We start from the raw sequence: 25,589 nt of genomic DNA on the forward strand, positions 1-25,589 counted from the left end.
TGGAAACCGCTTACGTTTCGCGGATGGGAAGCGCGCGTCCGCGCAGCAGCCGGTACGCCGCCGGGATGATCAGCATCGACAGCAACGGTGCGGTGATCATGCCGCCCAGCATCGGCGCGGCGATCCGCTGCATGACTTCGGATCCGGCGCCGCCACCGACGAACAGCGGGAACAACCCAGCCAGGATCACCGCCACCGTCATCGCCTTGGGACGCACGCGCTGCACCGCGCCTTCGCGAATGGCCGCTTCGAGGGTGGCGAGATTGGGCGGTTCACCCGCGGCCAGCCGCTGCTCCCAGGCCTGGCGCAGGTACAGCAGCATGATCACGCCGAACTCGGCGGCCACGCCGCCCAGCGCGATGAAGCCGATCATGGTGGCGACCGAGACCGCGTGGCCCAGCGCCCAGATCAGCCACAGGCCGCCGACCAGGGCCAGTGGCAGGCTGAGCAGGATGATCGCGACCTCGCCCAGGCGACGGAACACCAGCCAGAGCAGCAGGCAGATGATCGCCAGTGCCGCCGGCACCACCCATTGCAGCCGGGTCACCGCGCGTTGCAGGTATTCGTACTGCCCGGACCAGGTGATGCCGTAGCCCGGCGGCAGCGTGACCTGTTCCTTCACCGCCGTCTGCAGATCGGTGACCACCGAACCCAGATCGCGTCCGGCCACGTCGACGTACACGTAGCCGGCCAGGCGGCCGTTGTCGCTGCGGAGCATGGGCGGACCGGGATTGATCGAGATCTCGGCAACCTGCCCGAGGCTGAGCTGGATGCCGCCGGCGGCGAGCAGCGGCAGCCGCCGCAAGGCTTCCAGCGAGTCGCGCTGCTCATGTGGATAGCGCACCACGATCGGGTAGCGTTCGCGTCCCTCGATGGTTTCGCCGATGGGCTCGCCGCCGACCACGGTGGCGATCACCTGCTGGACCTGGGCCTGGGTGAGTCCGTAGCGCGCGGCGGCCTGCGGCCGGATCCGCACGTCGACGTAGCGGCCACCGGTCACCCGCTCGGCCAGCGCGGATCCCACACCCGGTACCTGGCGCGCGATCTGTTCGATGCGTGCGCCGAGGCGTTCGATCTCCCCCAGATCCGGGCCGGTCACCTTGATGCCGATCGGGCTCTTGATGCCGGTGGCGAGCATGTCGATGCGGTTGCGGATGGGCGGCACCCACAGATTGGTCAGCCCGGGCACGCGCACGGCGGCGTCCAGCTCCTGACGCAGGCGTTCCGGTGTCATCCCCGGTCGCCACTGATCGCGCGGCTTGAACGTCACCGTGGTCTCGAACATCTCGATCGGCGCCGGATCGGTGGCGGTCTCGGCGCGCCCCGCCTTGCCGAACACATGCGCGACCTCCGGCACCGTCTTGATCATGCGATCGGAAATCTGCAGCAGCTGGCGCGCCTTGTCGGCGGACAGTCCGGGCAGCGCGGTCGGCATGTACAGCAGGCTGCCTTCGTCCAGCGGCGGCATGAACTCGCTGCCGATGCGCGCGTATGGCACCACGGTCAACGCCAGCAGGGCGCCGCCCAGGACCAGGGTCAGGCGCGGATGGCGCAGCACCCGGTCCAGCAACGGGCGATAGCCGGCGATCAACAGGCGATTGAGCGGATTGTCGTGCTCCGGCCGGATCCGGCCGCGGATGAGGTAGCCCATCAGCACCGGAATCAGGGTCACCGACAGTCCGGCGGCGGCGGCCATCGCATAGGTCTTGGTGTAGGCCAGCGGCGCGAACAGGCGCCCCTCCTGCGCCTGCAGCGCGAACACCGGCACGAACGAGAGGGTGATGACCAGCAGGCTGGCGAACAGCGCAGGCCCGACTTCGGAAGTGGATTCGGCCATCAGCCGCCAGCGCTCCTCGCCCGCCGGTTCGCGTCCGTGCGCCTCCCGCCAGCGTTCCAGATGCTTGTGCGCGTTTTCGATCATCACCACGGCGGCATCGACCATGGCGCCAATCGCGATCGCGATGCCGCCCAGCGACAGCAGGTTGGCGGTGATGCCCTGCCAGTGCATCACGATGAAGGCGGCCAGCACGCCCAGTGGCAGCGTGATCACCGCGACCAGCGCGGAGCGCAGATGCCACAGGAACAGCACGCAGACCAGTGCCACCACCAGGAATTCCTCGCCCAGCTTGCGGGTGAGGTTGTCGACCGCGTGATGGATCAGTTCGGAGCGATCGTAGACGGGGACGACCTCCACGCCCTTCGGCAGGCTGGCCTGCAGCTGGGCCAGGCGCGCCTTCACGTTCTCGATCGCCCCCAGGGCATCCTTGCCGCTGCGCAGGATGATGACGCCGCCGGCCACCTCGCCCTCGCCATCCAGCTCGGCGATGCCACGACGGAAGGTGGGGCCACGGGTGATCGTGGCGATGTCACCCAGCGTCACCGGGATGCCATCGGTGCTGGCGACAGGCACCTGCTCGAAGGCGTCGCGGCTGCGCAGATAGCCTTCGCTGCGCACCATCAGGTCGGCCTCGCCCTGTTCGATGACCGAACCGCCGGTGGCGCCGTTGGCCGCATCCACCGCATCAATCAGCTGGGCGACGGTGATGCCGCGCGCGGCCAGCGCCTGCGGATCCGAAATGATCTGCCAAGCCCGCACCGCGCCGCCGATGCTGGCGACTTCCGCCACGTCGGGCACGGTCTTGAGCTCATAGCGCAGGAACCAGTCCTGCAACGCGCGCAGCTGGCCGATGTCATGGCGGCCGCTGCGATCGACCAGCGCGTACTGGTAGATCCAGCCCAGGCCGGTCGCGTCCGGCCCGAGCGCCGGACTGACGTCGGCCGGCAGGCGATCCCGGATCTGGCTCAGGTACTCCAGCACCCGCGAGCGCGCCCAGTACGGATCGGTGTTGTCGTCGAACAGCAGGTAGACGAAGGAATCGCCGAAGAACGAGAACCCACGCACCGCCTTCACGCCCGGCACCGACAGCATGGTGGTGGCGAGCGGATAAGTGACCTGATCCTCGACGATCCGCGGTGTCTGGCCCGGCCACTGGGTACGAATGATCACCTGGGTATCGGATAGGTCGGGCAATGCATCCAGCGGCGTGTGGCGTACCGACCACACGCCGGCCACCGCCAGCAGCGTGGCGGCCAGCAGGACCAGTCCGCGGTTGGCGATGCAGGCGCGGATGAGACGCGCGATCATGGCTGTTCCTCCGTCGCGGGCATGACGTCGCGGGCGGTGCAGCCGAGGGCGGCGCCGGCGGCGAATCTAGGCACCAACTGCATGTCCATGAAAGGCGACTTGCCGGGTTGGTCGAAGTGCTTCTCCGGCACCATCGGGTCGTACCAGTACTGCACTGGGCAGGCGCGCGCGGCGGGCGTGGTCTTCGTCGGTGCTGATGCCTGCGGCGGGTTCGCACGCCGTGCGGGTCGCGGCTGCGCGGGAGCCTCATGGACCGCATGCGTGGCGTGTCCGGCGTGCGCATCCGCAGCGCCGGCGTCCCCGTCCGTCGCGGGCGGGGACGACGAGGCCGGGGCGCCATCCGCGCCCAGCCGCTGCAGCGCGCCGGACAGGCTGGCTTCCGAATCGATCAGGAACTGACCGGACACCACGATCCGTTCCCCGCCGCGCAGGCCTTCGAGAATCTGCACCCGGCCCTGACCGCTGCGGCCGGTCCGCACCGCGACCGGTTCGAAGCGGCCTTCGGCGGTCTGCACGATCACCCGGCTGTCGCGACCGGTCGCGATCAGCGCCTCGACCGGCACCAGCGGCCACGCGGTTCCGGATGCGGGTTGCAGCAGCACTTCGGCGAACATGCCCGGGACCAGTTGTCCTTCCGGGTTGTGCAACACGATGCGGGCGCGCCGGGTCCGGGTGGTCGCATCCACCTGCGGCAGCAGGGCTTCCACTTCGCCGGTGAAGCGCTGTTCCGGCAATGCGTCGACGCGTGCCTCGACGGGCGTGCCCGGACGCAGCGAGCCGACGCTGGCCTGCGGAATGGAGGCTTCGAGCCAGAGCGTGTCGAGTCCGTTGATGCGGAACAGCGGCGTGCCCGGCAGCACGGTCTGGCCTTCCCGCACCAGCACTTCGCTGACCACGCCGTCATGCGGCGCGGCCAGCGTCGCGCCAGCCGTCCCGGCGCCCGCGGGAACACCGAGATTGCGCAGGCGCTGGCGTGCGGCGGACTGGAGTTCGCGCGCGGCCGGCGAGTCGGCTTCGGCCAGTGCGCGGGCTTCAGCCAGTGCGCTGTTCCAGCCGGGTGCGATCAAGATGGCCAGTGCCTGGCCGCGATGCACGGGCGTGAACGGCGCTTTGGCCAGCACCCGCGTCACCTGGCCTTCGGTGCGTGCGCTGACCACCGATTCGAGCCGGAGGTCCCAGCCCAGCGTGCCCGGCACGCGCAGTCCGGCGTCCAGTTGGCCGACGCGGACTTCCTCGGTGCGGATGCCGACGCTCTGCTGCTGAGCCGCGTCGATGCGCACGCCGCTGGCGGCTTCGTCGGCGTAGCGCGGCACCAGCGGCATGTCCATGAAAGGCGACTGGCCGGGTTTGTCGAAGCGTTGTTCCGGCACCATCGGGTCGTACCAGTACAGGACATCGCGTTCGCTGGCGGATTGCGCGGTGGGCGCGGTGGGCGCCGGGTCCGGCGCGCGGCGCGCCCACAGGTAGCCGCCGAGCAGGCCGGTGCCGAGCAGCGCGGCGGAAGTGGCGATCCCGAGCAGGCGGGAGGTGGAAGCGGTCATGGGGTGTTCTCCGGATCCGGGAGCAGATGGGCCAGCGCGGCCCAGGCGCGGCCCAGTTCGCCTTGCAGGCGGGCCAGTTCGATGTGTTGTTCGATCTCGTCGCGCCGGGCTTCCAGCCACGGCTGCAGATCGCCGCCGCCGGCATACCCGGCCAGCGCGGCGCGCGCGCGATCGGCGGCCAGCGGCAGGACGTCCTGCCGCTGGCGCAGAAGCTGGCGACGCAAGCCTTGCCAGCTCGCCAGCGCGCGACGCACGCTTTCCTGTTGCGCACGCCTCGCGTCTTCGTGTTCGGCGGCCACCGCATCGAGTTCCGCGCGACGCGCGGCGATATCGCGGTCCTGCCGGTTGCGGGTGAACACCGGCAGGACCACCGAGACTTCCAGCATCAGCATGTCGCTGCGCGGCATGCCGTCGGGCGCGCGATCACGGTGGCCATAGGTCACGCCCAGGCTCCAGTCCGGGCGTTTCCCGGCAAGCGCGGTCTGCAACTGCGCCTCGGCGACGGCCTGCTGCGACGTCCACGGCAGCAGCGCGGCATGGCGCTCGATCGCGGCCATGGGATCGGCCATTCCCGGGGAGAGTTCCGTCAGTTCCGGCGCCTGGCCCTGTGCGACGGGAAGCGCGTCCTGCGGCGGCAGCCAGCGCGACAGGCCGGCCTGCGCCGCCTGCACGGCGGTCTCGGCGGCATCGATGCGGTTTTCCAGCAGCAGCGCCGCGGACTTCGCCGCCAATGCATCGGCCGCGGTTCCCGAGCCACCGGCCAGGCGCGCGCGGGCGGTGCGCACCGCCGCGTCCGTCGGATCGCGCAACGCGATCAGCGCGTCGCGCGTCCGCTGCGCGGACCACAGCTCGATCCAGGCCGTGGCCGCGGCCTGACGCACGGCATTGCGTTCGACGAGCGACATGGCCCGGGCCTGTTCCAGGCTGGCGTCGGCCAGCGCCTGGCGCGCGCGGCGCTTGGCCCGCGCCGGAAACTCCTGCATCAGGCCGATCTCCCGCGTGGTCATTTCATCGGCGCGCAGATCGAAGGCATCCGGCCCGTTGATGGGCCAGTTGGACAATCCAAGGGTCAACCGGGGATCCGGCAGCGCGGCGGCGCGGCCGGCGTCTTCGCGTGCGGCTTCCAGGCGGGCCCGGCGCGCCTCCAGCAGCGGCGCATTCTGTTCCGCCAGGCGAAGTGCCTGCGGAAAGGTCAACGACACGGGAGTGGATGCGGCCGGGAAAACCGTGGGCAACAGCAGGCAACCCAGGAGCGTGGGAAGCAGGGGGAGCGGGCGCGGCGAGCGACCGCCTCCGCGCCGGGAGCGCGGTGACGAAAGGGAAAACATGGAACCTCCGGACAAACGGCGACGAGCACGCGGCATCGCATGCCGCGCGGACGGGGAAGGTCGTGTCGGAGATCTAGATCTGCAGGCTGCAGAAGCGCTGCGCGGGCGGCGGATCGGATTGGCAGACGGGTACGTCGCGATAGTGCTGCGCGGGGGCAGGGGGCAACCGCGCTTCGCCCAGATCGAACAGCGGTGGCGGCAACGCCAGAGGCGCCACCTGGGGCGACTTGATGTCGGGCGCGGCCACGTGATCGCGCTGGCAGTGCTGGTGGCACAGCGTCGGCGCATCGGGGTCGAGCGTGGTCATGCCTTCGCAGCCGGTCATCACCCGCGCGGATTCGGCGGGTGCCTCCAGCGGGCAGGCGTAGGCCACCAGGGCCAGTTGCTGCAGCAGCAGCGCGCAGATTCCCAGCCATGCGGCGCGCGCCCGCATGCGCGGTCGGCGCAGGCGGCGGATGAGCGGCAGGGACAGGGACCAGACCATGCCAGCGAGTCTAGTCGCCTGGAACACGCGGTCGATGATCAAAATCAAGTTTCCCGGTGTGGGTGATGCGCTGGCCCTTGGTGGAGCCAACTCCAGGGTTGATCGGGTTTCACCGCTTCAATCATCGGAGCGATTCGGATACCATACCCCAGTATTGGATAGGGAGATGCCCATGCCCCATACCGAGATCGAGAAGAAGCGGGTACTGACCCGGGTGCGGCGCATCCGCGGCCAGACCGAGGGGCTGGAGCGCGCGCTGGAAGCCGGCGTCGACTGCGGCGCGGTGCTGCAGCAGATCGCCGCCATCCGTGGCGCGGTCAACGGGCTGATGTCGGAAGTGATGGAAGCCCACATCCGCGAGGAATTCGGCCAGCCGGCCCAGTCCGATGCGCAGCGCCAGGCCCGGGTGCGCGAAATGGCCGGGCTGGTGCGTTCCTATCTGAAATAGCGGCCATCGCGGCGGCCCCGACGCGGCCGTTTCCGCGCCGCCCCACCGTCATCCCGGGAATCACGCAGGAGTATCCCCATGAAAAGCCGTGCCGCTGTCGCCTTCGCCCCCGGCAAGCCACTGGAAATCGTCGAAATCGATGTTGCCCCGCCGAAGAAGGGCGAAGTGCTGATCAAGATCACCCACACCGGCGTCTGCCACACCGATGCGTTCACCCTGTCCGGCGACGATCCGGAAGGCCTGTTCCCGGTGGTGCTCGGCCATGAAGGCGCCGGCATCGTGGTGGAAGTGGGTGAGGGCGTGACCAGCGTCAAGCCGGGCGACCACGTGATTCCGCTGTACACCGCCGAATGCGGCGAGTGCCTGTTCTGCAAGAGCGGCAAGACCAACCTGTGCGTATCGGTGCGCGCCACCCAGGGCAAGGGCGTGATGCCCGACGGCACCAGCCGCTTCAGCTACAACGGCGAACCGATCTACCACTACATGGGCTGCTCGACCTTCAGCGAGTACACCGTGGTGGCCGAAGTCTCGCTGGCGAAGATCAACCCCGAGGCCAACCCGGAGCACGTCTGCCTGCTCGGCTGCGGCGTGACCACCGGGATAGGCGCCGTGCACAACACGGCCAAGGTGCAGGAAGGCGACTCGGTGGCCGTGTTCGGCCTGGGCGGCATCGGCCTGGCGGTGATCCAGGGAGCGCGCCAGGCCAAGGCCGGACGAGTCATCGCGATCGACACCAACCCGTCCAAGTTCGAGCTGGCGCGCGAGTTCGGCGCGACCGACTGCGTCAACCCGAAGGATTTCGACAAGCCGATCCAGCAGGTCATCGTCGAGATGACCGGCTGGGGCGTCGATCACAGCTTCGAGTGCATCGGCAACGTCAACGTGATGCGCGCCGCGCTGGAATGCGCGCATCGCGGCTGGGGCCAGTCGGTGATCATCGGCGTGGCCGGCGCCGGCCAGGAAATCTCCACCCGCCCGTTCCAACTGGTCACCGGCCGCAAGTGGATGGGCACCGCCTTCGGTGGCGTGAAGGGTCGCAGCCAGTTGCCGGGCATGGTCGAGGACGCGATGAAGGGCGATATCGAGCTGGCGCCGTTCGTCACCCACACCATGGCGCTGGAGGGCATCAACGACGCGTTCGACCTGATGCATGAAGGAAAGTCGATCCGCTCGGTGGTCCATTTCTGACCGTGAACCAGGAGTTGTCGATGCCACCGCCCATTCCGGTCGAATTGTTGCCGCATGATCCGGTATGGGCGGGCGTGGCGGAGGCGGAGACGCTGCGCCTGGCGCAGGCGCTGGGCCCGGTGCTGCGTGGCGTCCATCACGTCGGTTCGACCGCGATTCCCGGCATTCACGCCAAGCCGATCATCGACCTCATGCCGGTGGTGGAGGATCTGGAAGCGCTGGATGGGCAGCGTCCCGTCCTGGAACGCCTCGGCTATGCCTGGTGGGGCGAACTGGGGCTGCCCGGACGCCGCTACTGCACCTGGGATGATCCGACCGGGCGCCGGCGTTTCCAATTGCATGCCTATGCGCAGGGATCGTCCGAAATCAGCCGGCACCTGGTCTTCCGCGATCACCTGCGCCGCCATCCGGAGGTGGCGGCCGACTACGACCGCGAGAAAGCGCGCTGCCAGCACCTGCATCCCGACGATTCGCATGCCTACAGCGACTGCAAGTCGGACTGGATCCGGCGGGTGGAAACGCAGGCACTGGCGGAACTCGCGGCCATGCGGGCCGTACCCTGATTTTTTTGGGAAACATCACACATGCAACGCATCGAACAACACGCCTGCTTCGGCGGTGAGCAGGAAGTCTGGACCCATCGTTCCGCGGTGCTGGACTGCGACATGCGCTTCGCGGTCTACCTGCCACCGCAGGCGAAAATGCAACGGCTGCCGGTCCTGTACTGGCTGTCCGGCCTGACCTGCACCGAGCAGAACTTCATCACCAAGGCCGGCGCGCAGCGTTACGCGGCCGAACATGGCGTGATCCTGGTGGCGCCGGATACCAGCCCGCGTGGCGACGAAGTCGCCGACACGGAAGGCTACGACCTGGGCAAGGGCGCCGGTTTCTACCTCAACGCGACGCAGTCACCGTGGTCGTCCCACTACCGCATGCATGACTACATCGTCGAGGAACTGCCCGCGCTGATCGAGGCCAACTTCCCGGCGACCGGCGCGCGCGCCATCAGCGGGCATTCGATGGGCGGGCATGGCGCCCTGATCGTGGCGCTCAGGAATCCGGGCCGTTATCGCAGCGTGTCGGCGTTCTCGCCGATCGTCGCGCCGGCGCGGGTGCCCTGGGGCGAGAAGGCCTTCACCGCCTATCTGGGCGCCGATCGCGCGGCCTGGAAGGCGTGGGACGCGAGCGAACTGGTCGCCCTCGCGGGCGAGCGCCTGCCGCTGCTGATCGATCAGGGCGAGGCGGACGAGTTCCTGGACAGCCAGCTGAAACCGCAGTGGCTGCGCGAGGCTTGCGAGCGGGCCGGCCATCCGTTGCAATTGCGACTGCGGCCGGGCTACGACCACAGCTACTACTTCATCGCCAGCTTCATCGGCGAACACATCGCCCATCACGCCACCGCGTTGCGGGCCTGACGGCCGTCACCGTGTCGCCCGCCGGCTCAGGCAGCCGACACGTCGCGCAGTTCCCAGGCGCTGCCGGACAGCAGACGCAGGCGGTGCTTCAGGACCTGGCCGGGAATCGAGGTGGTCGCCACCAGCACGATCCGCAGGTCGTCCTGCTGGCCGGAAACGCGGGCGCCGGGATCCGTCAATCCCAACCCGGGATCGACATCATCCGGATCGTCCTGCTGCATTCGCCAGCGTTGAAACAGACCGTCGCCCTGCAGCGCGGCCTGCAATTGCGCCGCGAATTCGTCGGCGCCATGGGCGGTGAAACTGAGTGCGGGATCGCCGCCGCGGGCGCGGTCGGGATCCGGCAGGCTGATGTAATAACGCACGGCCATACAAGCCTCTCGTCCTTGGGTGGCTAAGGTTAGCGATCCCGGGCGTTAGCTGTCCGTTACGACGGCCGCGCTGGCTTAAGCCGGCTTGAACACATGCGGTTCGGACGCGAACCCCACCACCATCGCACCCTTGCCGACATTGACCATGCCGGTCAGGCTCATCACGCTCTCGAACACCTCGACGTTGTGGTTGGCGCAGATGTCGCGCAGGCGCTGGTAGCCGGGCAGCGCGCGCATTTCCGCCAGTTCGCCGCCGTAGCCCAGGCAGACGGTGGGCGTCATCAGGCCGTCCATCACCCGATGGCCGGTAAACCGGAACAACTGTTCCACCGCGTTCTCGAATCCCTTGATCTTGGCGACCGGCTCGGTGTTGCCGGCATGACCGTGCAGCACCGGCTTGATGTCCAGCGCGCTGCCCAGCGCGGCGCTCAGCAGGCCGACGCTGCGATCGCCCTTGGTCCGCGCGCGGGCGCGCAGATAATAGAGGTCGCGCGGAATCATGTAGCCGTGGGTATGGTTGGCGAGTTCCTCCAGACGTACCCGGATCTGCTGCACGCTGGCGCCGGCCGCGCGCATGCGCACCGCCTCCACCGCGGTGACGCCCTGGGCGGCGAACAGATTCTGGGTATCGATTACCCGCAGCGCGAACGGCGAATTGAATCCCGCCGCCTGCCGCACCGGTTTGTAATCGTTGAGGATAGCGAAGCTGGCCTGCATCGCGTTGTCGTGGATCGGACTGCGCGTGCGGGTGATGGTCAGGCAGAACACGTGGTCGTAGTCCATCACCAGCTTGCCCAGGAACAGGTCCCGGATCTGGGCGACGGAAAACGGCGTGGTCTCGGCTTCATGCCCACGCGCGGCCACGTGCGCGTGGAGGAAGCTGAGTGTCGCTTCCTCGTCGCGGTGATCGGTCAGCACCGCATCGCCGATGCGCACGGTGATGGGCAGCAGGATGATGTTGTTGTCCCGCAGGAAGTCCTGTGGCAGATCACAGGCGGAGTCGACGACGATTCCAATGCGCATCTTTGCCCCTCCCGGCAGCGGTCGCATTTGTCATGTACCGCACGCTAGCGCATGCCGTCGGCGGCGTCGCCTGTCGGAAGCTGGAATGTGCGGGGCATCACGATATAGCGGGGTTGGTCACGGTAGAAACGTGATTACGTATGGTTATCATGGGCGACCCGTTCCAAACAATTATTGTTATAATCATCACAAAATAACGGTATTTCCCCTTGTGGCGCGGGGAGCCCGGCCCCCACACTTCCGCCCGCAGGAAGGGAGCGGCATGAAACTGGGGTGGTGGTGGATTCTGCTGGGGACGGTGCTGACGCAGCCGGTGGTGGCGCAGGAAAGCGGCATCGCGCGCGTCGATCGAATCCTGCCCGTCGTGGCCGCGCAGCAGGCCGACCAGTCCGCCGGCCTGTTTTCGGAACGTCGGTTCGAAGCCCGCGCGAACGATGATGCCGGGGGGGCCCTGGAGGCTCCGCACGTGCTGGGCAACGGCGAATGGCGCCTGCAGCCGCGCGGCGGGATCGAATCCCCCTTGCTGGTCGTCTATCACCCCTACAGCGCGCGCGTCACGGTGCTGACCGGACCTGGCGCCGCGCCGGTGAGCCATCGCCTGTTCGATCCGGATCTGGATCCGCGCTATTCGCGGCATGCGCTGGTGTTTCCCCTGCGCGGCGATGACCCGATCTACGTGAAGGTGGAGGACGCGCGCTATCCGCTCCACGTGAAAGTCGAATCGCGTGCCGAACATGCCGCGTCCGATCTTCACCACACCCGCCTGTTGATGATGGCGATGGGCGTGGCGCTGGGGGTCTCGCTGACCGTGCTGCTGTTCTGGCTGGTGCTGCGCGAGCGTGTCTATCTGCTCTATGCCGGCAGCATGCTGGCGCAGATGCTGTACGTGCTGTGCTCCTATGGCGAAGCCTATGCCCTGCCCGGGCTGCGCGTGCTATCGCACTTCGGTGCGCCGGGCATCTGGTGCATCGCGACCCTGGCGACGATGCTGACCACCACCCTGATGATCGAGTACGCGGATCTGCGGCAGCAGACCCCGCGGCTGACACGCTGGCTGCGCTGGTCGGGCATCCGCCTGCCCGCGGTCGCCCTGCTGCTCCTGCTGCTGCCCTGGCCGGCGCGCAAGGAATGGTTCCCCGACATCGGCAATGGCCTGTTCCTGGTGACCCATATGCTGAGCGTGCTCAGCCTGGTCATGGCCTGGCGCAGGGGCAGCCGCCACGCCGCCTACTTCCTGGCCGCCTGGGTGCCGCTGATGGTGTTCGGCACCTGGCGCGCGGTGCAGATCAGTCTGGGCATGCCGGTCGAGGACTGGCTGGACTACGGGTATCCGTTCGTCCTCGGCTACGCCTCGGTGGTGATGGCGCTGGGCCTGGCCGATCGCATGCTGACCTTCCGCCGCGAGCGCGATACCGCCAAGGAACACGCCGAGCGCGACGCGCTGACCGGCGTGCTCAACCGCGGCGGCATCGAGTACCGGCTGGACTGGGCGATCCTGGAACGCCGGCGCGAGCACATTCCTCTGTCCTTGCTGTTCATCGATCTGGATGTGTTCAAGCAGATCAATGATCGCCACGGGCATGCCTTCGGCGATCACTGCCTGCGCGCGGTGACCCGGGTGATCAGCGAGGAGTTCCAGTACGGCGATCAGCTGGGCCGGCTGGGCGGCGAGGAATTCGTGCTGGTGCTGACCGGCGTGGATGGCCAGGCGGCCGCGGCCCTGGCCGAGCGGGTGCGGGTGAAGATCGAACGCCGTTGTGCGCGGGTGGACGAGGTCGAGGTCGGGCTGACCGTCAGCATCGGCGTGGCCGAATGCACCGCGGAGGACACGGTCGCCAGCCTGATCAAGCGCGCCGACGAGGCGATGTACCGCGCCAAGCGTGCCGGCGGCAACCAGATGGTGGTCGCCGACGGCACCAGTTCCCGCGACGCGGTGCCGGTGGCAGCGCGCTGGGCCGCGGATACCGAGACCTGAGCCGCAGCGTGCTCAGTGCCAGAGGCCCAGGATCACGCCATACAGGGTGAACTGCAGGGTGTGATAGCCGCCGTCGATCAGCCAGAGCTTCAACGAGCGGCCGGCGAACAGATAGTTGATGCCGAAGCTGGCGGCGACCCAGCCCAGGCCGGTGACCGCGCCGGTGCAGATGGCGACGCCCGGCGCGGGGCGCGGACCGAGGAACCAGGCGAACACGGCCGCCGCGATCAGGCTCAGCGCGAAGGCGCCGCCGAAAATCCGCGCGGGGTGGCCGTTGGAGGCGTTCGGATCCACGCCCGCTTCGCGGCACCACGCCTGCTTGAACAACGGGCCGTACCACAGGCCTCCCAGCAGGAAGGCCGACGCCGCGGCGGCCAGCACCGCCAGAAAGTTGATGTGCTCCATATGCCGCTCCCCGAGGCCGGATGACGCGCCAGTGTAGGCGCGTCACGGGCGTCTGGACAGGACGCCGGCGGGAAGGACGAAATGCCGGATCCGGTCCGGCCGGCATCTTCCTCAGCGGCTGTAGGCGCGTGGCAACGCGCCACTGTCGCGCAGATAGCGATCCCGCAGTTCGGTCTGGCGGGAACGCATCGGCATGGCCTTGCCGCCGAGCCAGATCTGTTCGGCGGTGTTGACCACGTCCAGCGGGTCGCCGCTCCACAGCACCAGATCGGCCAGCTTGCCCGGCGCGATGCTGCCCAGCCGGTCGTCCACGCCCAGTGCCTGCGCAGGCACCCGGGTCAGCCCCGCCAGGCCCTGTTCCCACGGCAGGCCATTGGCGACCGCGTTGCCGGCGTGCTGGCGGATCTTGCGCGCGTTGTGGGACGCGTCGCCGGATTGGGTGAAGCCGACACTGACGCCGGCCGCGTCCAGCCGCTTCGCGTTCTCCAGGGTCGCACCGATCTGATCGAAGTCCGAAGGCAGTGCGGCCAGTCCGTCGATGAACACCGGCACCCGCGCCCGCGCCAGCTCCGGCGCCACCTTCCAGGCCTCGGCGCCGCCGCTGATGGCGATGCGCACCTTTTCCTTGTCCGCCCAGCGCAGCAGCTGGCGGATGTCGGCGGCGCGGTTGACGCCCACCACCAGGCGGCCGTTGCCGGCCAGGTACTTCGCCAGCGTGGCGCGACCGGCCGGCGTCAGCAGGGCATGCGGTGAATCGGCCGGAATGCGGCCGCGGGCTTCGGCGACCAGCTGGTCCAGCAGCATCCACTGCGCCGCGCGCGAGTTGCCGCTCAGACCGGACGCGCCGCCGCCGAGGCGGATGAACAACGCGCGCGGACCGATTGGATCGGCGCTGCCGTCCAGCCTGATCACGCCGCCCTGGCCGGCGATGAAGGACGCACCGGTGCCGGCGCCCAGCAGGGTGAAGCCCAGGCCTTCCACGCGCGCGACCGGCACCAGCACCGAGGCCGGGTTGTAGGCGAGGGTGACATCGAACTCGGGGCGCATGGGTTGCAGATTGCCCAGCGATACCGAACTGTCATCGGTGGCCTGCTCGCCCGAAACTTCCTCCACGCCGATTTCGGTGATGCCGGCGAAGAACGCGGGCGTCAGCGGCTTGCCCGCCGCATCGACCACGTCCACGCCGGCGGGGGCGGCCAGGCCGGTGCCGACCGCCTGGATCACGCCATCGCGGATCAGCACGTCGGCGTTCTTCAGCGTGCCCTGCGCGGCGGCGGTGTGCACGGTGGCGTTGCGGATCAGTACGTTCTGCGCCATCGCCGGCGAAGCGGCGATCGCCGCGGCGAGCAGGCACAGGCGACCCAGGAGGCGGCAGCTCATCGCGACACCTCCTGGCCGAGCAGGAAGTCCGAGACCGGTTGGCGGCTCCGGTCATGGCGGTCGTACACGCGGGCGCCGTCGATGTAGACCTGTTCGGCCTGCGCGTAGACGCTGAAGGGATTCCGGTTCCAGATCACCACGTCGCCCATCTTGCCCGCCTCCAGGGTGCCGGTCTGCGCGGCCACGCCCAGCGCCTTGGCCGGATTGGCGGTGAGCCAGCGGATCGCGTGTTCGGGGGGGATGTCGCCCATGCCGGCGCGGCGCGCGCTGGCGATCACCTTCGCCGCTTCCTGATTGAGGCGCTGGATGCCCTCGTCCGAATCCGAATGCACGATCGCGCAGCTGTTGGCGGGACGGTCGACCAGCGCGATGTTTTCCTGGATGCCGTCGAAGGCTTCCATCTTGAAGCCCCACCAGTCGGCCCACAGCGCGCCGCAGACGCCTTCGGCGGCCAGCCGATCGGCCAGCTTGTAGGCCTCCACGCCGTGATGGAACGCGGCGACCTTGAAGCCGAACTCCTTGGCGAGATCGAGCATCGTGGCCATCTCGTCGGCGCGGTAGCAGTGGATGTGCACCAGGATGTCGCCATGGATGGCGCCGGCCAGGGTGTCCAGCTTGAGATCACGCTTCCCGCCGCTGTCTCCGCTGCTGTCCTGGCCTTCACCGGAATCGCGCTGCCACCAGCGCTTCTTCTTCGGTTCGGAATCCTTCGGCGCGTTTTTCTTCAGGTATTCGGCGGCGTCGATGAAGGCGGCCCGGTAGCCGGCGACGTTGCCCATCCGGGTCATCGGCGGCACGCCCTTGCCGCCGTACACGCGTTTGGGATTCTCGCCGCAGGCCATCTTCAGCCCCCACGGCGCGCCGGGGAATTTCATGCCCTGGTAGGTGGTGGCGGAGACGTTCTTCAGGGTGACGCCGCGGCCGCCGACCAGATTGGCCGAACCGGGCAGCACCTGCAGGGTGGTGATGCCGCCGGCCAGCGCGGTGTGGAAACCGGGATCCTGCGGCCACACCGAATGCTCGGCCCAGACGTTGGCGGTGACCGAACCGGTCATCTCGTTGCCATCCTGATGCGCGCGCGCGCCGGGGCTGGGGTAGACGCCCAGATGCGAATGCACGTCGATGATGCCCGGGGTGACCCACTTGCCGCGCGCGTCCACGCGGGTGGCGCTTTCCGGCGCCTGCAGGCCGCGCCCGACCGCCGCGATGCGGCCGTCCTGCACCAGCACGTCGGCATCGTCCAGGCGCTCGCCGGTGCCGGTCAGCACGGTGGCGTGTTCGATCAGCACCGGGCCGGACGCGAGCGGACGATAGGTGCTGGGATAGGGGTCCTGGATGAAGCGCGAGGCCGGCGTCGCCGCCTGGACCGTGGTGCAGAGCAAAGCCAGGCCAAACCCGGCCATCAAGGTCAGTCGCATGGTGTTTTCCCCGGAAGGTGGCTGGACCCTAACCCGGCCCGCGCCGGCTTGCCAAGTGCGGGAGGCCCTGCGTGCGAGAATGTCTTGATAACAACGAGAACGAGGACGCCCATGAAGGACAAGAACGAGATCGTCGAAAACTGGTTGCCACGCTATACCGGCGTGCCGCTGGATCAGTTCGGCGAACATATCCTGCTGACCAATTTCGGCGGCTACCTCAACATGTTCTCGCAGTTGACCGGTGCGCCCATTGTTGGCCTGGATCGGCCGATGGCCTGCGCCACCGTCGATGGCATCACCATGATCAACTTCGGCATGGGCAGTCCCAACGCGGCGACGATGATGGATCTGCTGTCGGCCATCATGCCCAAGGCGGTGCTGTTCCTCGGCAAATGCGGTGGCCTGAAGAAAAAGAACCAGCTGGGTGACCTGGTCCTGCCGATCGCGGCCATCCGCGGCGAAGGCACCAGCAACGACTACCTGCCGCCGGAAGTTCCGGCGCTGCCCGCGTTCGCCCTGCAACGCGCGGTGTCGACGATGATCCGCGATCTGGGCCACGACTACTGGACCGGCACCGTCTACACCACCAACCGCCGCGTGTGGGAACACGACGATGCGTTCAAGGAACGCCTGCGGGTGATGCGTTGCATGGCCATCGACATGGAAACCGCGACGGTGTTCGCCGCCGGCTTCGCCAACCGCATTCCGTGCGGCGCGCTGCTGCTGGTCTCGGATCAGCCGATGATTCCGGAGGGAGTGAAGACCGAAGCCTCCGACGCCAAGGTCAGTTCCGCATTCGTGGAGAACCACATCAACGTCGGCATCGAGGCGCTCAAGCTGATCCGCCGCAACGGCAAATCCGTCCGGCACCTCCGGTTCGACGAATGAGCGCGGCGGCGGAAAGGCCGGTGATCCGCATCCGGCGCGCCGGAACGGGCGACGAACACGCCCTGGCCGCGGTGGGCGCGGCCAGTTTCCTGGAAACCTTCGCGGGCGTGCTGGAAGGCGCGGACATCCTGCGCCACTGCCAGGACCAGCATGCGGCCACGCGCTACGCGGGCTGGCTGGCGGATCCGGAACTCCGGATCTGGCTGGTCGAAGTCGAGCCGGGCGCAGCGCCGGTGGGCTATCTGGTGCTGTCCCGCGCGAACCTGCCGGTGTCGGATCCGCGGCCGGGCGATCGCGAGGTCAAGCGGATCTACCTGCTGCACCGCTTCCAGGGCCACGACATCGGCGCGGCGCTGATGCGCGCGGCCATCGACGAAGCCACCGCGCTGGGTGCGTCCCGCCTGCTGCTGGGCGTCTACGCGCACAACCAGGCAGCCATCGCGTTCTATCGCAAGGCAGGCTACGCGCCGGTCGGCGAGCGCCGTTTCCAGGTCGGGGGGCGCGAGTACGACGATCTGGTGCTGGCCTTGCCGCTGCCGGCCTGAGCCCGATGCCGTCGGCGGAACGCTGCGTGCGGCCGCCGCCGCGCCATCGCCACCGCGACCGGGTTAGCCTTGCCGGCGGATACGAACGGAGATTGACGACATGAGCGATGCCTTCCGCGTGGTCGAGTTCTGGCGCGATGCCGGCTATGAAAAATGGTTCGCGCGCGACGAAGCTTTCGATACGCGCTTCCACGACGGGTTCCGCGAACTGCATTTCCTCGCCGCACGCCGCGAGCTGGAGGACTGGCTGGCCGACGCGCAGGGCGCGCTGGCGCTGGTCCTGCTGCTGGACCAGTTTCCGCGCAATTGTTTCCGCGGCAGCGCGCATTCCTACGCGACCGACGGACTGGCGCGTCACCATGCGGCGCATGCCGTCGACGCGGGCTTCGACCGGCAGGTCGACTCGACGCTGCGGATCTTCTTCTACATGCCGTTCGAGCATTCGGAGGCGCTGGCCGATCAGCAGCGCTCGCTGGATCTCTTCAATGCCACCGGCGACGCCAATTACATCCGCTACGCGCAGTTGCACTACGACATCATCGCCCGCTTCGGCCGCTTCCCGCATCGCAATCCCGCGCTGGGACGCGACTCCACAGGCGAGGAACTTGCCTATCTGGCAGAGGGTGGCTTCAGCGGATAGAGGCTTTGGGTTCCTGGATGAGGGGGGGCCTTGCTTCCGGCCTGCCCCCATCCACCCTTCGGGCACGTTCCCCCGCACGCGGGGGAAGGATGTCGCCCACTTTTCCGGTTACCGAGGATAGCCAAAACATTCCCCTCCCCCGCTTGCGGGGGAGGATGGGTGGGGGCGCATCCGGAGCACGTCGTTCCGCCGCGCATGGGCAACGGCGAATGCCGCCACCTTCCCCGCATGTGGGGGAAGGAGAATCCGCGGGAAGTCCGGGCCGGCCCGGATCCCCTCGCGCGCGGCAAAAAACGGCGCCTTGCGGCGCCGTTTTTTTTTTGGCTAGTGGAGATTGCTCAGTACTTGCTGATCGTGCCGTCGACTTCGTCGGCCCAGGCATTGATGCCACCGGTGACGTTGTGGACACGGGTGAAGCCGCGTGCGAGGAACTCCTCCGCGGCCTGCTGGCTGCGGCCGCCGCTGCGGCACAGGAAGGCCAGCGCGGTGTCCTTCGGCAGGGCTTCCAGATCGGCGCGACCGTTGCCGTCGAAAGTCTTGAACGGCACCGAGACCGCGGCGATGGCGCGCTCGTCGGCCGGACGCACATCCACCAGCAGCACTTCGCCGGCACGGACCTTGGCATCGGCGTCCATCGGCGAGAGCGCCTGCACCGGCCTGGGCGCGTTCGGGTTGTCGATCGCCAGGCCCTTGCCGCGGATGTCATCCACCCAGTCGATGGTGATGCCATCGGCGCGGCGCGCGCTGCCGAGGTCGAACTGCACGCGCACGCCGTTGGATTCGGCGGCGATGGCGTTGGCGTCGAACTGCGCCAGCTGGAAATTGGGCTGGAACTGGGCATTGATCGACAGCGCCAGCACGGCGCCCGGTCCGGCGTCGGCAACCGCGTTCTTCAGCATCTCGGCGGCGGCGGGAGTGATCGTGATCGCGGGCGGCGTGCGATCCGGCGCGTCCAGGCCGAGCAGGCCGGCGAGTTCGCCGGAATTGGTCATCTGCTCGATGATGTCGCTGCCGCCGACCAGCTCGCCGTCGATGTACAGCTGCGGGATGGTCGGCCAATCGCCGTAGGCCTTGATGCCTTCGCGGATTTCCTGGTCCGCCAGCACGTTGACGTGCGCGTAGTCCACGCCAAGCGCGCCGAGCGCGCCGACCGCCTTGGCCGAGAAGCCGCATTGCGGCATGTTGGGCTGGCCCTTCATGAACAGCACCACGCGGTTGGACTGCAGGAGGGATTCGATACGGGCGCGCAGGGCGGGGTCGAGGGACATGGACGGCTACCGGAAGGCGGAGAGGGAATTTTACGCCCCATGGCATCATGGGGCATGACCCACGCAAGAACACTGCATCGCGTCCCGCGTCGGCCCGGATGGATATTGGGCCTGTTGGCGCTGTCGCAAGTGGCGGTCGTGGCGGTGTGGTGGCGCTGGGGATGGCGGGTCGGCCTGCCGGCGATGCTGCTGACCCACCTGACCGTGGTCTGGGCGACCCTGTATCCGCGGGCCACCCTGCTGTGCCCGGCGCTGTCGCGGCTGCCGACGACGCGGCGCGAAGTCTGGCTGACCATCGACGACGGGCCGTCCGCCGATACCGGACCGATGCTGGATCTGCTGGCGCGGCACGGCGCGTGCGCGACCTTCTTTCTGGTCGGCGAGCGGGCGCTGGCGCAGCCGGAGCAGGTGCGGGAAATCCTCCGCCGCGGGCACGGCATCGGCAACCACAGCGCCAGCCATCCGGACACCCGTTTCTGGCGGCTGGGACCGGCCGCGATGGAGGACGAAATCGGCCGCAACCAGTCGCTGCTGACGGTGGTCTCCGGGCAGACGCCCCGCTGGTTCCGTTCGGTGGTGGGAATGACCAATCCTTTCGTCGGCCTGTCGCTCAAGCGCCACCGGCTGGCGCGGGTGGCCTGGAGCGCGCGCGGCTTCGACGGCGTGGACTGCGAACCGGAACAGGTGCTGGCGCGGCTGAAGCGCGACATCGCGCCCGGTGCGATCGTGCTGCTGCACGAAGGCGCCGCGCATGGCCACAACGTCGTGATTCTCTCGGAGCTGCTCGCCTGGCTGGACGAACAGGGCTACGCCACCGTGCTGCCTCCCTGCCCTCCGGGTTCATCGGAACCGATGTAGCGCCGGCGTGCCGAAGTCGCGCCGGGGTGTCAGGCGTGGGCAAGCAACCGGTGCGCGATCGGCAAGGCCAGCCGGGTCCATTCGGCATACATCGCGGCGGACGGATGCAGGCCGTCGTCGGCCAGCATGGCGGTCTCGGCCCCGCGTGTCCGGCTGACCGCGGTGATGTCGACGAACGCGACGCCGCGGTGCGCGCAGGCCTGCCGCGCGGCTTCGTTGTGGGCATCCAGCTCCCGCGCGACGAGCGCGGCATCACGGCCTTCCTTCGTCGCGTACGGCGTCACCCCCCAATCGGGGATCGACAGCACCAGTACCCGCTCCGGCCGATTGCCGGCGAAACCGATCGCGCGCCACAACAACGCCGCGAACTGCACGCGGTATTCCTCCACGTCGCGGCCGCGATACTGGTTGTTGACGCCGATCAACAGGCTCACGAAGTCATGCGCGCCCAGCGGCTCCTGCGCGGTGATCGCCGCGTCCAGTTCGTCGGTGGTCCAGCCGGTGGCGGCGATGATGCGCGGATCCGCCAGCGGAACGCCTTCGTTGCGCAGCGCCGCTGCGAGCTGCACCGGCCAGCGCCCGGATTCGGGTACCGATTCGCCGATGGTGTAGGAGTCACCCAGCGCCAGATAGCGCAGTTCGGGGAGCAGGGCGGTGGCGTGGGGAGCGGCGACGGTGGTCATGTCCGCATTCTGCGCCGGTTGGCCACGGGTTCAAAGACCAGCGGTCAAACCGTTGGAAAGGCGAGAGGAAGGCGTCGCGACTCACGTCGCTCCTGCAGGAGGTTCCCGGCGTGCGGAGTTGCTGGCCTGCGAACGCCCGGGCAGAAAGTCGGGACGCCACCGATGCGCGTCCCCTTCCTTGTGGGAGCGACGCGAGTCGCGATTCGACCAAGGTGGAAGCCGACGGACTCTCCACGAAAAGCTCGCGACTGACGTCGCTCCCACAGGAGGTGCCCGGCGTGCGGAGTTGCTGGCCTGTGAACGCCCGGGCAGAAAGTCGGGACGCCACCGATGCGCGTCCCCTTCCTTGTGGGAGCGACGCGAGTCGCGATTCGACCAGGGTGGAAGCCGACGGACTCTCCACGAAAAGCTCGCGACTGACGTCGCTCCCATAGGAGGTGCCCGGCGTGCGGAGTTGCTGGCCTGTGAACGCCCGGGCAGAAAGTCGGGACGCCACCGATGCGCGTCCCCTTCCTTGTGGGAGCGACGCGAGTCGCGATTCGACCAAGGTGGAGCCGTGGGATTTTCCGCGAAAAGCTCGCGACTGACGTCGCTCCCACGGGAGGCGGCCGGTATGTGGGTCCCACGGTTGAAGCGGATTTCCGGTTTCAGCGCCGCGAGAAGGCGGTGAAACCGGGGGCGCTCCGGCTCAGGCCGCGGCGGGGCGGCGTCCCTTGATCGGCACCACCTTGGTGGCGGCCTCGGCATGGCGATCCAGGGCGCGCCCGATGCGGGTGAACACTTCGCGCATCACCGCCGCCTCGGGGAGGAAGGTGACACGGAAGTGGTTGCGGTAGGGCACGTTGAAGCTCGAACCGGGCACCACCAGCACACCTTCGGTTTCCAGCAGGTCCAGGGCGAAGGCGTGATCGTCGAAGCCCTTGGCGGCATCGCCGACCACCGCCGGGAACGCGTACAACGCCGCGTCGGGACGCACCAGGTCCAGATGCTCGCTGGCCTCGCAGGCCTCGATGATCGCGCGGCGGGTCTCGTACAGGCGTCCACCCGGGGAACAGAGTTCGGTGATGGTGTCCGGGCCGCTGACCGCGGCTTCCACCGCGTACTGGCCGGGCACGTTGGCGCACAGGCGCAGCGCGCTCAACAGATCCATCGCCTGCAGGTATTCACGTACCCGCTCGATGCTGCCCGACACCACCGCCCAGCCGACCCGCCAGCCGCAGGCGCGGTGCACCTTGCTCAGCCCGCTGAAGGTGATGCAGGGATGATCGCCGGCCAGCGGCGCGACCGGCTCGAACCGGGCGCCGTCGTAGAGCACCTGGTCGTAGATTTCGTCGACCATCAGCAGCAGCTTGTGCTTGGTCGCGATGGCGACGATTCGTTCCAGCAGCTCGCGCGGATAGATCGCGCCGGTCGGATTGTTCGGATTGATCAGCACGATCGCCCGCGTACGCGAGGAGATCAGCTGTTCGATCTCGCCGGGGTCCGGCAGGAAGTCGTTTTCCGGCGTGCAGCGGTAGTAGACCGGGCGACCATCGTTGAGGATGGTGGCGGCCGACCACAGCGGATAGTCGGGCGAGGGCACCAGCACCTCGTCGCCGGGATTGAGCAGCGCGCGCAGCGAGACGTCGATCAGCTCGCTGACGCCGTTGCCCATGAACACGCGGTCGGCGCTCGCATGCGGCGTGCCGCGCCGGGTGTATGCGGCGGCGACGGCTTCGCGCGCGGCCGGCAGGCCCTGCTGGTGGGTATAGGGATCGGTGTGGTCGATGTCGCCGACGATTGATTTCTGCAGGTGCGCCGGGGCGCGGAAACCGAAGGCGCCGGGGTTGCCGATGTTCAGCTTGATCAGCTTGCGTCCCTGGGCCTCCAGCTCGCGAGCTCGCCGAGCCAGCTCGCCACGGATTTCGTAACGGACTTCGGAGAGGCGCTCGCGCACGGGCAGCTGGAAGGGGGACGGGGCAGACATGGCAATGGTTTTGGGGAGTTGGACGGCCAGCTTAACGGAAATTTATGCAGCCGCGCGCCGTCCGGTTTAACAGGCGTCTAGAATCCCGCCATGCCCGCAAATTCCGTCCCCGCCCCCCTCGACCTCGTTTCCCTGCGCGCCATCGGCTGGCCCTGGCCCGGCGAGCCGCAAGACCCGGCGTGGGCGGCCCTGCTGGCGGCGCACCCGGCGGCGCGGCCGGCGCGGGTCACCGAGCAGCACCGCTCGGGCTACGTGGTCGCCGATGGCCCGGACGCGGCCATCAAGGCCGAGTCCCTGCCCGAGTGGCAGCGTCGTCCCGGTTATCGCAAGGACGGCTCCCCCGCCCACGAGCGCCCCGCGGTCGGCGACTGGGTACTGCTGGAAGGCAAGCGCATCGTCGCCCTGCTGCCGCGCCACACCGGCATCAAGCGCGGCGCCGCCGGTGAGCACTACCAGCAGCAGGTCATCGCCGCCAACGTGGATACCGTCTTCATCGTCTCGGGGCTGGATGCGGACTTCAATCCGCGCCGGATCGAGCGCTACCTGCTGCTGGTCGGCAGCGGCGGGGCGCAGCCGGTGGTGGTGCTGACCAAGGCCGATCGCCAGGAGCATGTCGGCGACGCCATCGAAGCGTTGGCCGACGTGACCGCCCAGGACGTGCCGGTGTTCGCGCTCAATGCGAAGGATGCCGACAGTGTGACCGTGCTGGCGCCCTGGCTGCAGCCCGGACGCACGGTGGTGCTGGTCGGTTCGTCCGGCGCGGGCAAGTCCACCCTCACCAATACCCTGCTGGGCGATGACCGGATGAAGACCGGCGAGGTGCGCGAGAGCGACTCGCGCGGCCGCCACACCACCACCCATCGCGCGCTGATACCGCTGTCCTCGGGCGCCTGCCTGATCGACACCCCCGGCATGCGCGAACTCAAGCCGACCGGCGAGGAGGATCTGGTCGAGGGCGGATTCGCCGACATCGAGGCGCTGGCCGAGCAATGCCGTTTCCGCGATTGCTCGCACCAGCGTGAACCGGGGTGCGCCGTGCGCGCGGCGATCGAACGCGGCGACCTGGACGAAGAACGCTTCCTCAACTACCTCAAGCTGCGCGACGAAGTGGCGAACGCCGCCGGCAAGCTGGCCACGCGACTGGCGCAGAAGGCCGAGGCCCGCGTGCAGGGCAAGGCGCTCAACAAGCGCCTGGACGAGAAGTACGGACGCCACTGATGCGCCAGCCCCTCCGTCATCCTCCTTGTGGGAGCGACGTGAGTCGCGAAGGCGGCCAAGATGGATGTATTCGGAGTTTCCGCGAAAAGCTCGCGACTGGCGTCGCTCCCACAAGATGGGCATGCGCGTGACATCGGCATGAACACAATGAGCCTGCCTCCCGACATCGCCCATCACGCCGCGCTGGATACGCGCCTGGTCAAGGCCGTGCGCGGCATCAAGCTGCTGAGCCTGGCGAGCTGGCCGGCCGCGTTGCAGGCACCCTTCCTGGAAGGGATGGAACGCGGCAATCCGAGCGTGCCGAAGGTGGACTATCCGAAGCTGGACTTCAGCGAGGCGCGCCGTGAGCTGGAAGCGATCGCGCGGGCGGCCGATCCCGCGCATCCACTCGGGCGCTATCTGCGCGAGTCGGTGGACAGCTGGGCGGTCGCCGCGCAGTTGCTGGAATGCCTGGGAACGCCGGCGGTGAGCGCGCATTCGATCACCCTGTTCGGCACGCCCGAAGCGCCATTGCCCGGCAACGGACCGACCACCCGCGACGCCGCCCGCCACTTCATCGCCATCGCCCAGGATCTGGATCGCGAACTGCTGGCGCCGGAGGAACAGATCCCGGTGTCGGCCACCGCGCTGCAACTCCAGTTGCAGGGTGACCTGGATGATTTCTTCGACGCCCGCGTGATCACCGTGGAGCTGGATCCGGATCTGATCGCCAAGGCGGCCGCCGGCGCGACCCGCATCCGCCTGCGCCACGGCGCCGCCTTCAGCGACTACGACCGCAGGCAACTGTTGCAGCACGAGGCGCTGGTGCATTCGCTGACCGCCCTCAACGGTCGCGAACAACCACTGTTCCCGAGCCTGGCGTTGTCCTCCCCGCGCATCACCGAGACACAGGAAGGACTGGCGACGTTCGCCGAGCAGATCACCGGCAGCATCGACATCGAACGGATGAAGCGGATCAGCCTGCGCATCGAAGCGATCGCGATGACCCTGGCGGGCGCGGACTTCATCGAGGTGTACCGCTATTTCTGCGACGCGGGCCAGAACCCGACCGAGAGCTTCGCCTCCGCGCAGCGCGTGTTCCGCGGCGTCCCCACCAGCGGAGGCGCGGCGTTCACCAAGGACACGGTCTACCTGCGCGGGCTGATCGCCGTGCACACGTTCTTCCGCCATTCCCTGCAACGGGATCGCCTGCAACTGTGCCGGCGCTTGTTCGCCGGCAAGATGACGCTGGGGGATGTGGACCTGTTCGAGCCGCTGTTCGACGGCGGCGTGCTGGCGCCGCCGCGCTGGTTGCCGACCTGGGTCAGCCGCGCCAACGGCCTGGCCGGCACGCTGGCGTTCTCGCTGTTCGCCAACCGCATCCGCATGGATCAGCTGACCGAAAACCCGGTCTGAGAAAATC

23 protein-coding genes are annotated in these 25,589 nt (G+C 68.4%); 11 read left to right on the top strand and 12 right to left on the bottom strand.

Going from position 1 to position 25,589, the window contains the following annotated elements; translation table 11 throughout:
• Nucleotides 1–10 precede the first annotated feature (10 nt).
• From AC3DEZ_RS02885 to AC3DEZ_RS02900, 4 genes are all read right to left on the bottom strand, one after another.
• On the bottom strand, nt 11–3,145 hold the full coding sequence (locus AC3DEZ_RS02885; RefSeq protein WP_488386856.1) for an efflux RND transporter permease subunit: 3,135 nt from the start codon (nt 3,143–3,145) through the stop codon (nt 11–13).
• A complete protein-coding gene (locus AC3DEZ_RS02890; protein WP_488386857.1) occupies nt 3,142–4,686 on the bottom strand; it encodes an efflux RND transporter periplasmic adaptor subunit in 1,545 nt (514 codons plus the stop codon). The genes AC3DEZ_RS02885 and AC3DEZ_RS02890 overlap by 4 nt, the downstream gene beginning before the upstream one ends.
• Nucleotides 4,683–5,888, bottom strand: a complete 1,206-nt coding sequence (locus AC3DEZ_RS02895; protein WP_488386858.1) for a TolC family protein — start codon at nt 5,886–5,888, stop codon at nt 4,683–4,685. Before AC3DEZ_RS02895 ends, AC3DEZ_RS02890 begins: the two co-directional genes overlap by 4 nt.
• A gap of 199 nt (nt 5,889–6,087) precedes the next feature.
• Entirely contained in the window at nt 6,088–6,498 is a 411-nt protein-coding gene (locus AC3DEZ_RS02900; RefSeq protein ID WP_488386859.1) for a hypothetical protein, read from the bottom strand.
• Between the two features lie 172 nt (nt 6,499–6,670).
• Between AC3DEZ_RS02900 and AC3DEZ_RS02905 the strand changes: the two genes are divergently transcribed.
• From AC3DEZ_RS02905 to fghA, 4 genes are all read left to right on the top strand, one after another.
• Nucleotides 6,671–6,946: a metal/formaldehyde-sensitive transcriptional repressor gene (locus AC3DEZ_RS02905; protein ID WP_488386860.1), complete on the top strand. Its 276-nt coding sequence runs from the start codon at nt 6,671–6,673 to the stop codon at nt 6,944–6,946.
• Between the two features lie 78 nt (nt 6,947–7,024).
• On the top strand, nt 7,025–8,134 hold the full coding sequence (locus AC3DEZ_RS02910; RefSeq protein ID WP_488386861.1) for an S-(hydroxymethyl)glutathione dehydrogenase/class III alcohol dehydrogenase: 1,110 nt from the start codon (nt 7,025–7,027) through the stop codon (nt 8,132–8,134).
• A gap of 20 nt (nt 8,135–8,154) precedes the next feature.
• Nucleotides 8,155–8,697: a GrpB family protein gene (locus AC3DEZ_RS02915; RefSeq protein ID WP_488386862.1), complete on the top strand. Its 543-nt coding sequence runs from the start codon at nt 8,155–8,157 to the stop codon at nt 8,695–8,697.
• Between the two features lie 21 nt (nt 8,698–8,718).
• Nucleotides 8,719–9,549, top strand: coding sequence for an S-formylglutathione hydrolase (fghA, locus tag AC3DEZ_RS02920; RefSeq protein WP_488386863.1), 831 nt, complete (start codon nt 8,719–8,721; stop codon nt 9,547–9,549).
• Nucleotides 9,550–9,575: 26 nt separating this feature from the next.
• Here the strand turns inward: fghA and AC3DEZ_RS02925 are convergent, their stop codons facing one another.
• Nucleotides 9,576–9,920 carry a hypothetical protein gene (locus tag AC3DEZ_RS02925; RefSeq protein WP_488386864.1) on the bottom strand — a complete coding sequence of 115 codons (345 nt, stop codon included), beginning with the start codon at nt 9,918–9,920 and terminating at the stop codon, nt 9,576–9,578.
• A 75-nt stretch (nt 9,921–9,995) separates the two neighbouring features.
• The gene (locus AC3DEZ_RS02930; protein ID WP_488386865.1) at nt 9,996–10,943 is read right to left on the bottom strand and encodes a DegV family protein; all 948 of its coding nucleotides are present in this window, start codon (nt 10,941–10,943) and stop codon (nt 9,996–9,998) included.
• 262 nt (nt 10,944–11,205) lie between these two features.
• Here AC3DEZ_RS02930 and AC3DEZ_RS02935 point away from each other — a divergent pair, with 262 nt between their 5' ends.
• Nucleotides 11,206–12,918, top strand: a complete 1,713-nt coding sequence (locus AC3DEZ_RS02935; protein ID WP_488386866.1) for a sensor domain-containing diguanylate cyclase — start codon at nt 11,206–11,208, stop codon at nt 12,916–12,918.
• 12 nt (nt 12,919–12,930) lie between these two features.
• Here the strand turns inward: AC3DEZ_RS02935 and AC3DEZ_RS02940 are convergent, their stop codons facing one another.
• From AC3DEZ_RS02940 to AC3DEZ_RS02950, 3 genes are all read right to left on the bottom strand, one after another.
• Nucleotides 12,931–13,323 (bottom strand): DUF1761 domain-containing protein, encoded by a 393-nt coding sequence (locus AC3DEZ_RS02940; protein ID WP_488386867.1) that lies wholly within the window; start codon nt 13,321–13,323, stop codon nt 12,931–12,933.
• Nucleotides 13,324–13,434: 111 nt separating this feature from the next.
• Nucleotides 13,435–14,703 carry an amidohydrolase family protein gene (locus AC3DEZ_RS02945; RefSeq protein WP_488386868.1) on the bottom strand — a complete coding sequence of 423 codons (1,269 nt, stop codon included), beginning with the start codon at nt 14,701–14,703 and terminating at the stop codon, nt 13,435–13,437.
• A complete protein-coding gene (locus AC3DEZ_RS02950) occupies nt 14,700–16,121 on the bottom strand; it encodes an amidohydrolase (RefSeq protein WP_488386869.1) in 1,422 nt (473 codons plus the stop codon). Before AC3DEZ_RS02950 ends, AC3DEZ_RS02945 begins: the two co-directional genes overlap by 4 nt.
• A gap of 111 nt (nt 16,122–16,232) precedes the next feature.
• Between AC3DEZ_RS02950 and AC3DEZ_RS02955 the strand changes: the two genes are divergently transcribed.
• The 3 genes from AC3DEZ_RS02955 to AC3DEZ_RS02965 all read left to right on the top strand — a co-directional run bounded on the left by AC3DEZ_RS02955 (nt 16,233) and on the right by AC3DEZ_RS02965 (nt 18,194).
• Nucleotides 16,233–17,009, top strand: coding sequence for an AMP nucleosidase (locus AC3DEZ_RS02955; protein WP_488386870.1), 777 nt, complete (start codon nt 16,233–16,235; stop codon nt 17,007–17,009).
• A gap of 20 nt (nt 17,010–17,029) precedes the next feature.
• Nucleotides 17,030–17,554 carry a GNAT family N-acetyltransferase gene (locus tag AC3DEZ_RS02960; RefSeq protein WP_488386871.1) on the top strand — a complete coding sequence of 175 codons (525 nt, stop codon included), beginning with the start codon at nt 17,030–17,032 and terminating at the stop codon, nt 17,552–17,554.
• Between the two features lie 100 nt (nt 17,555–17,654).
• Entirely contained in the window at nt 17,655–18,194 is a 540-nt protein-coding gene (locus AC3DEZ_RS02965) for a DUF924 family protein (protein WP_488386872.1), read from the top strand.
• 338 nt (nt 18,195–18,532) lie between these two features.
• Here AC3DEZ_RS02965 and grxD read toward each other — a convergent pair whose 3' ends face one another.
• Entirely contained in the window at nt 18,533–19,462 is a 930-nt protein-coding gene (gene grxD, locus AC3DEZ_RS02970; RefSeq protein WP_488386873.1) for a Grx4 family monothiol glutaredoxin, read from the bottom strand.
• A 54-nt stretch (nt 19,463–19,516) separates the two neighbouring features.
• On the opposite strand from grxD, the gene AC3DEZ_RS02975 reads away from it, so the two are divergent.
• Nucleotides 19,517–20,320: a polysaccharide deacetylase family protein gene (locus AC3DEZ_RS02975; protein WP_488386874.1), complete on the top strand. Its 804-nt coding sequence runs from the start codon at nt 19,517–19,519 to the stop codon at nt 20,318–20,320.
• Between the two features lie 29 nt (nt 20,321–20,349).
• Here AC3DEZ_RS02975 and AC3DEZ_RS02980 read toward each other — a convergent pair whose 3' ends face one another.
• Both AC3DEZ_RS02980 and AC3DEZ_RS02985 read right to left on the bottom strand, forming a co-directional pair.
• Complete coding sequence (locus AC3DEZ_RS02980) at nt 20,350–21,003, bottom strand: SGNH/GDSL hydrolase family protein (protein WP_488386875.1); 654 nt, start codon at nt 21,001–21,003, stop codon at nt 20,350–20,352.
• Between the two features lie 688 nt (nt 21,004–21,691).
• The gene (locus tag AC3DEZ_RS02985) at nt 21,692–22,969 is read right to left on the bottom strand and encodes an aminotransferase class I/II-fold pyridoxal phosphate-dependent enzyme (RefSeq protein ID WP_488386876.1); all 1,278 of its coding nucleotides are present in this window, start codon (nt 22,967–22,969) and stop codon (nt 21,692–21,694) included.
• A gap of 90 nt (nt 22,970–23,059) precedes the next feature.
• Here AC3DEZ_RS02985 and rsgA point away from each other — a divergent pair, with 90 nt between their 5' ends.
• Complete coding sequence (gene rsgA, locus AC3DEZ_RS02990) at nt 23,060–24,187, top strand: ribosome small subunit-dependent GTPase A (RefSeq protein WP_488386877.1); 1,128 nt, start codon at nt 23,060–23,062, stop codon at nt 24,185–24,187.
• 147 nt (nt 24,188–24,334) lie between these two features.
• Entirely contained in the window at nt 24,335–25,582 is a 1,248-nt protein-coding gene (locus AC3DEZ_RS02995) for a flavohemoglobin expression-modulating QEGLA motif protein (protein ID WP_488386878.1), read from the top strand.
• Nucleotides 25,583–25,589 lie beyond the last annotated feature (7 nt).

It is taken from the genome of Pseudoxanthomonas sp. 134C1, from assembly GCF_057773065.1.

Excerpts from the sequence above, each read along its gene's own strand:
- AC3DEZ_RS02885 (WP_488386856.1), bottom strand. The coding sequence starts at position 3,145 with ATGATCGCGCGTCTCATCCGCGCCTGCATCGCCAACCGCGGACTGGTC.
- AC3DEZ_RS02890 (WP_488386857.1), bottom strand. The coding sequence starts at position 4,686 with ATGACCGCTTCCACCTCCCGCCTGCTCGGGATCGCCACTTCCGCCGCG.
- AC3DEZ_RS02900 (WP_488386859.1), bottom strand. The coding sequence starts at position 6,498 with ATGGTCTGGTCCCTGTCCCTGCCGCTCATCCGCCGCCTGCGCCGACCG.
- AC3DEZ_RS02905 (WP_488386860.1), top strand. The coding sequence starts at position 6,671 with ATGCCCCATACCGAGATCGAGAAGAAGCGGGTACTGACCCGGGTGCGG.
- AC3DEZ_RS02910 (WP_488386861.1), top strand. The coding sequence starts at position 7,025 with ATGAAAAGCCGTGCCGCTGTCGCCTTCGCCCCCGGCAAGCCACTGGAA.
- AC3DEZ_RS02915 (WP_488386862.1), top strand. The coding sequence starts at position 8,155 with ATGCCACCGCCCATTCCGGTCGAATTGTTGCCGCATGATCCGGTATGG.
- fghA (WP_488386863.1), top strand. The coding sequence starts at position 8,719 with ATGCAACGCATCGAACAACACGCCTGCTTCGGCGGTGAGCAGGAAGTC.
- AC3DEZ_RS02925 (WP_488386864.1), bottom strand. The coding sequence starts at position 9,920 with ATGGCCGTGCGTTATTACATCAGCCTGCCGGATCCCGACCGCGCCCGC.
- AC3DEZ_RS02930 (WP_488386865.1), bottom strand. The coding sequence starts at position 10,943 with ATGCGCATTGGAATCGTCGTCGACTCCGCCTGTGATCTGCCACAGGAC.
- AC3DEZ_RS02935 (WP_488386866.1), top strand. The coding sequence starts at position 11,206 with ATGAAACTGGGGTGGTGGTGGATTCTGCTGGGGACGGTGCTGACGCAG.
- AC3DEZ_RS02940 (WP_488386867.1), bottom strand. The coding sequence starts at position 13,323 with ATGGAGCACATCAACTTTCTGGCGGTGCTGGCCGCCGCGGCGTCGGCC.
- AC3DEZ_RS02945 (WP_488386868.1), bottom strand. The coding sequence starts at position 14,703 with ATGAGCTGCCGCCTCCTGGGTCGCCTGTGCCTGCTCGCCGCGGCGATC.
- AC3DEZ_RS02950 (WP_488386869.1), bottom strand. The coding sequence starts at position 16,121 with ATGCGACTGACCTTGATGGCCGGGTTTGGCCTGGCTTTGCTCTGCACC.
- AC3DEZ_RS02955 (WP_488386870.1), top strand. The coding sequence starts at position 16,233 with ATGAAGGACAAGAACGAGATCGTCGAAAACTGGTTGCCACGCTATACC.
- AC3DEZ_RS02965 (WP_488386872.1), top strand. The coding sequence starts at position 17,655 with ATGAGCGATGCCTTCCGCGTGGTCGAGTTCTGGCGCGATGCCGGCTAT.
- grxD (WP_488386873.1), bottom strand. The coding sequence starts at position 19,462 with ATGTCCCTCGACCCCGCCCTGCGCGCCCGTATCGAATCCCTCCTGCAG.
- AC3DEZ_RS02975 (WP_488386874.1), top strand. The coding sequence starts at position 19,517 with ATGACCCACGCAAGAACACTGCATCGCGTCCCGCGTCGGCCCGGATGG.
- AC3DEZ_RS02980 (WP_488386875.1), bottom strand. The coding sequence starts at position 21,003 with ATGACCACCGTCGCCGCTCCCCACGCCACCGCCCTGCTCCCCGAACTG.
- AC3DEZ_RS02985 (WP_488386876.1), bottom strand. The coding sequence starts at position 22,969 with ATGTCTGCCCCGTCCCCCTTCCAGCTGCCCGTGCGCGAGCGCCTCTCC.
- rsgA (WP_488386877.1), top strand. The coding sequence starts at position 23,060 with ATGCCCGCAAATTCCGTCCCCGCCCCCCTCGACCTCGTTTCCCTGCGC.
- AC3DEZ_RS02995 (WP_488386878.1), top strand. The coding sequence starts at position 24,335 with ATGAGCCTGCCTCCCGACATCGCCCATCACGCCGCGCTGGATACGCGC.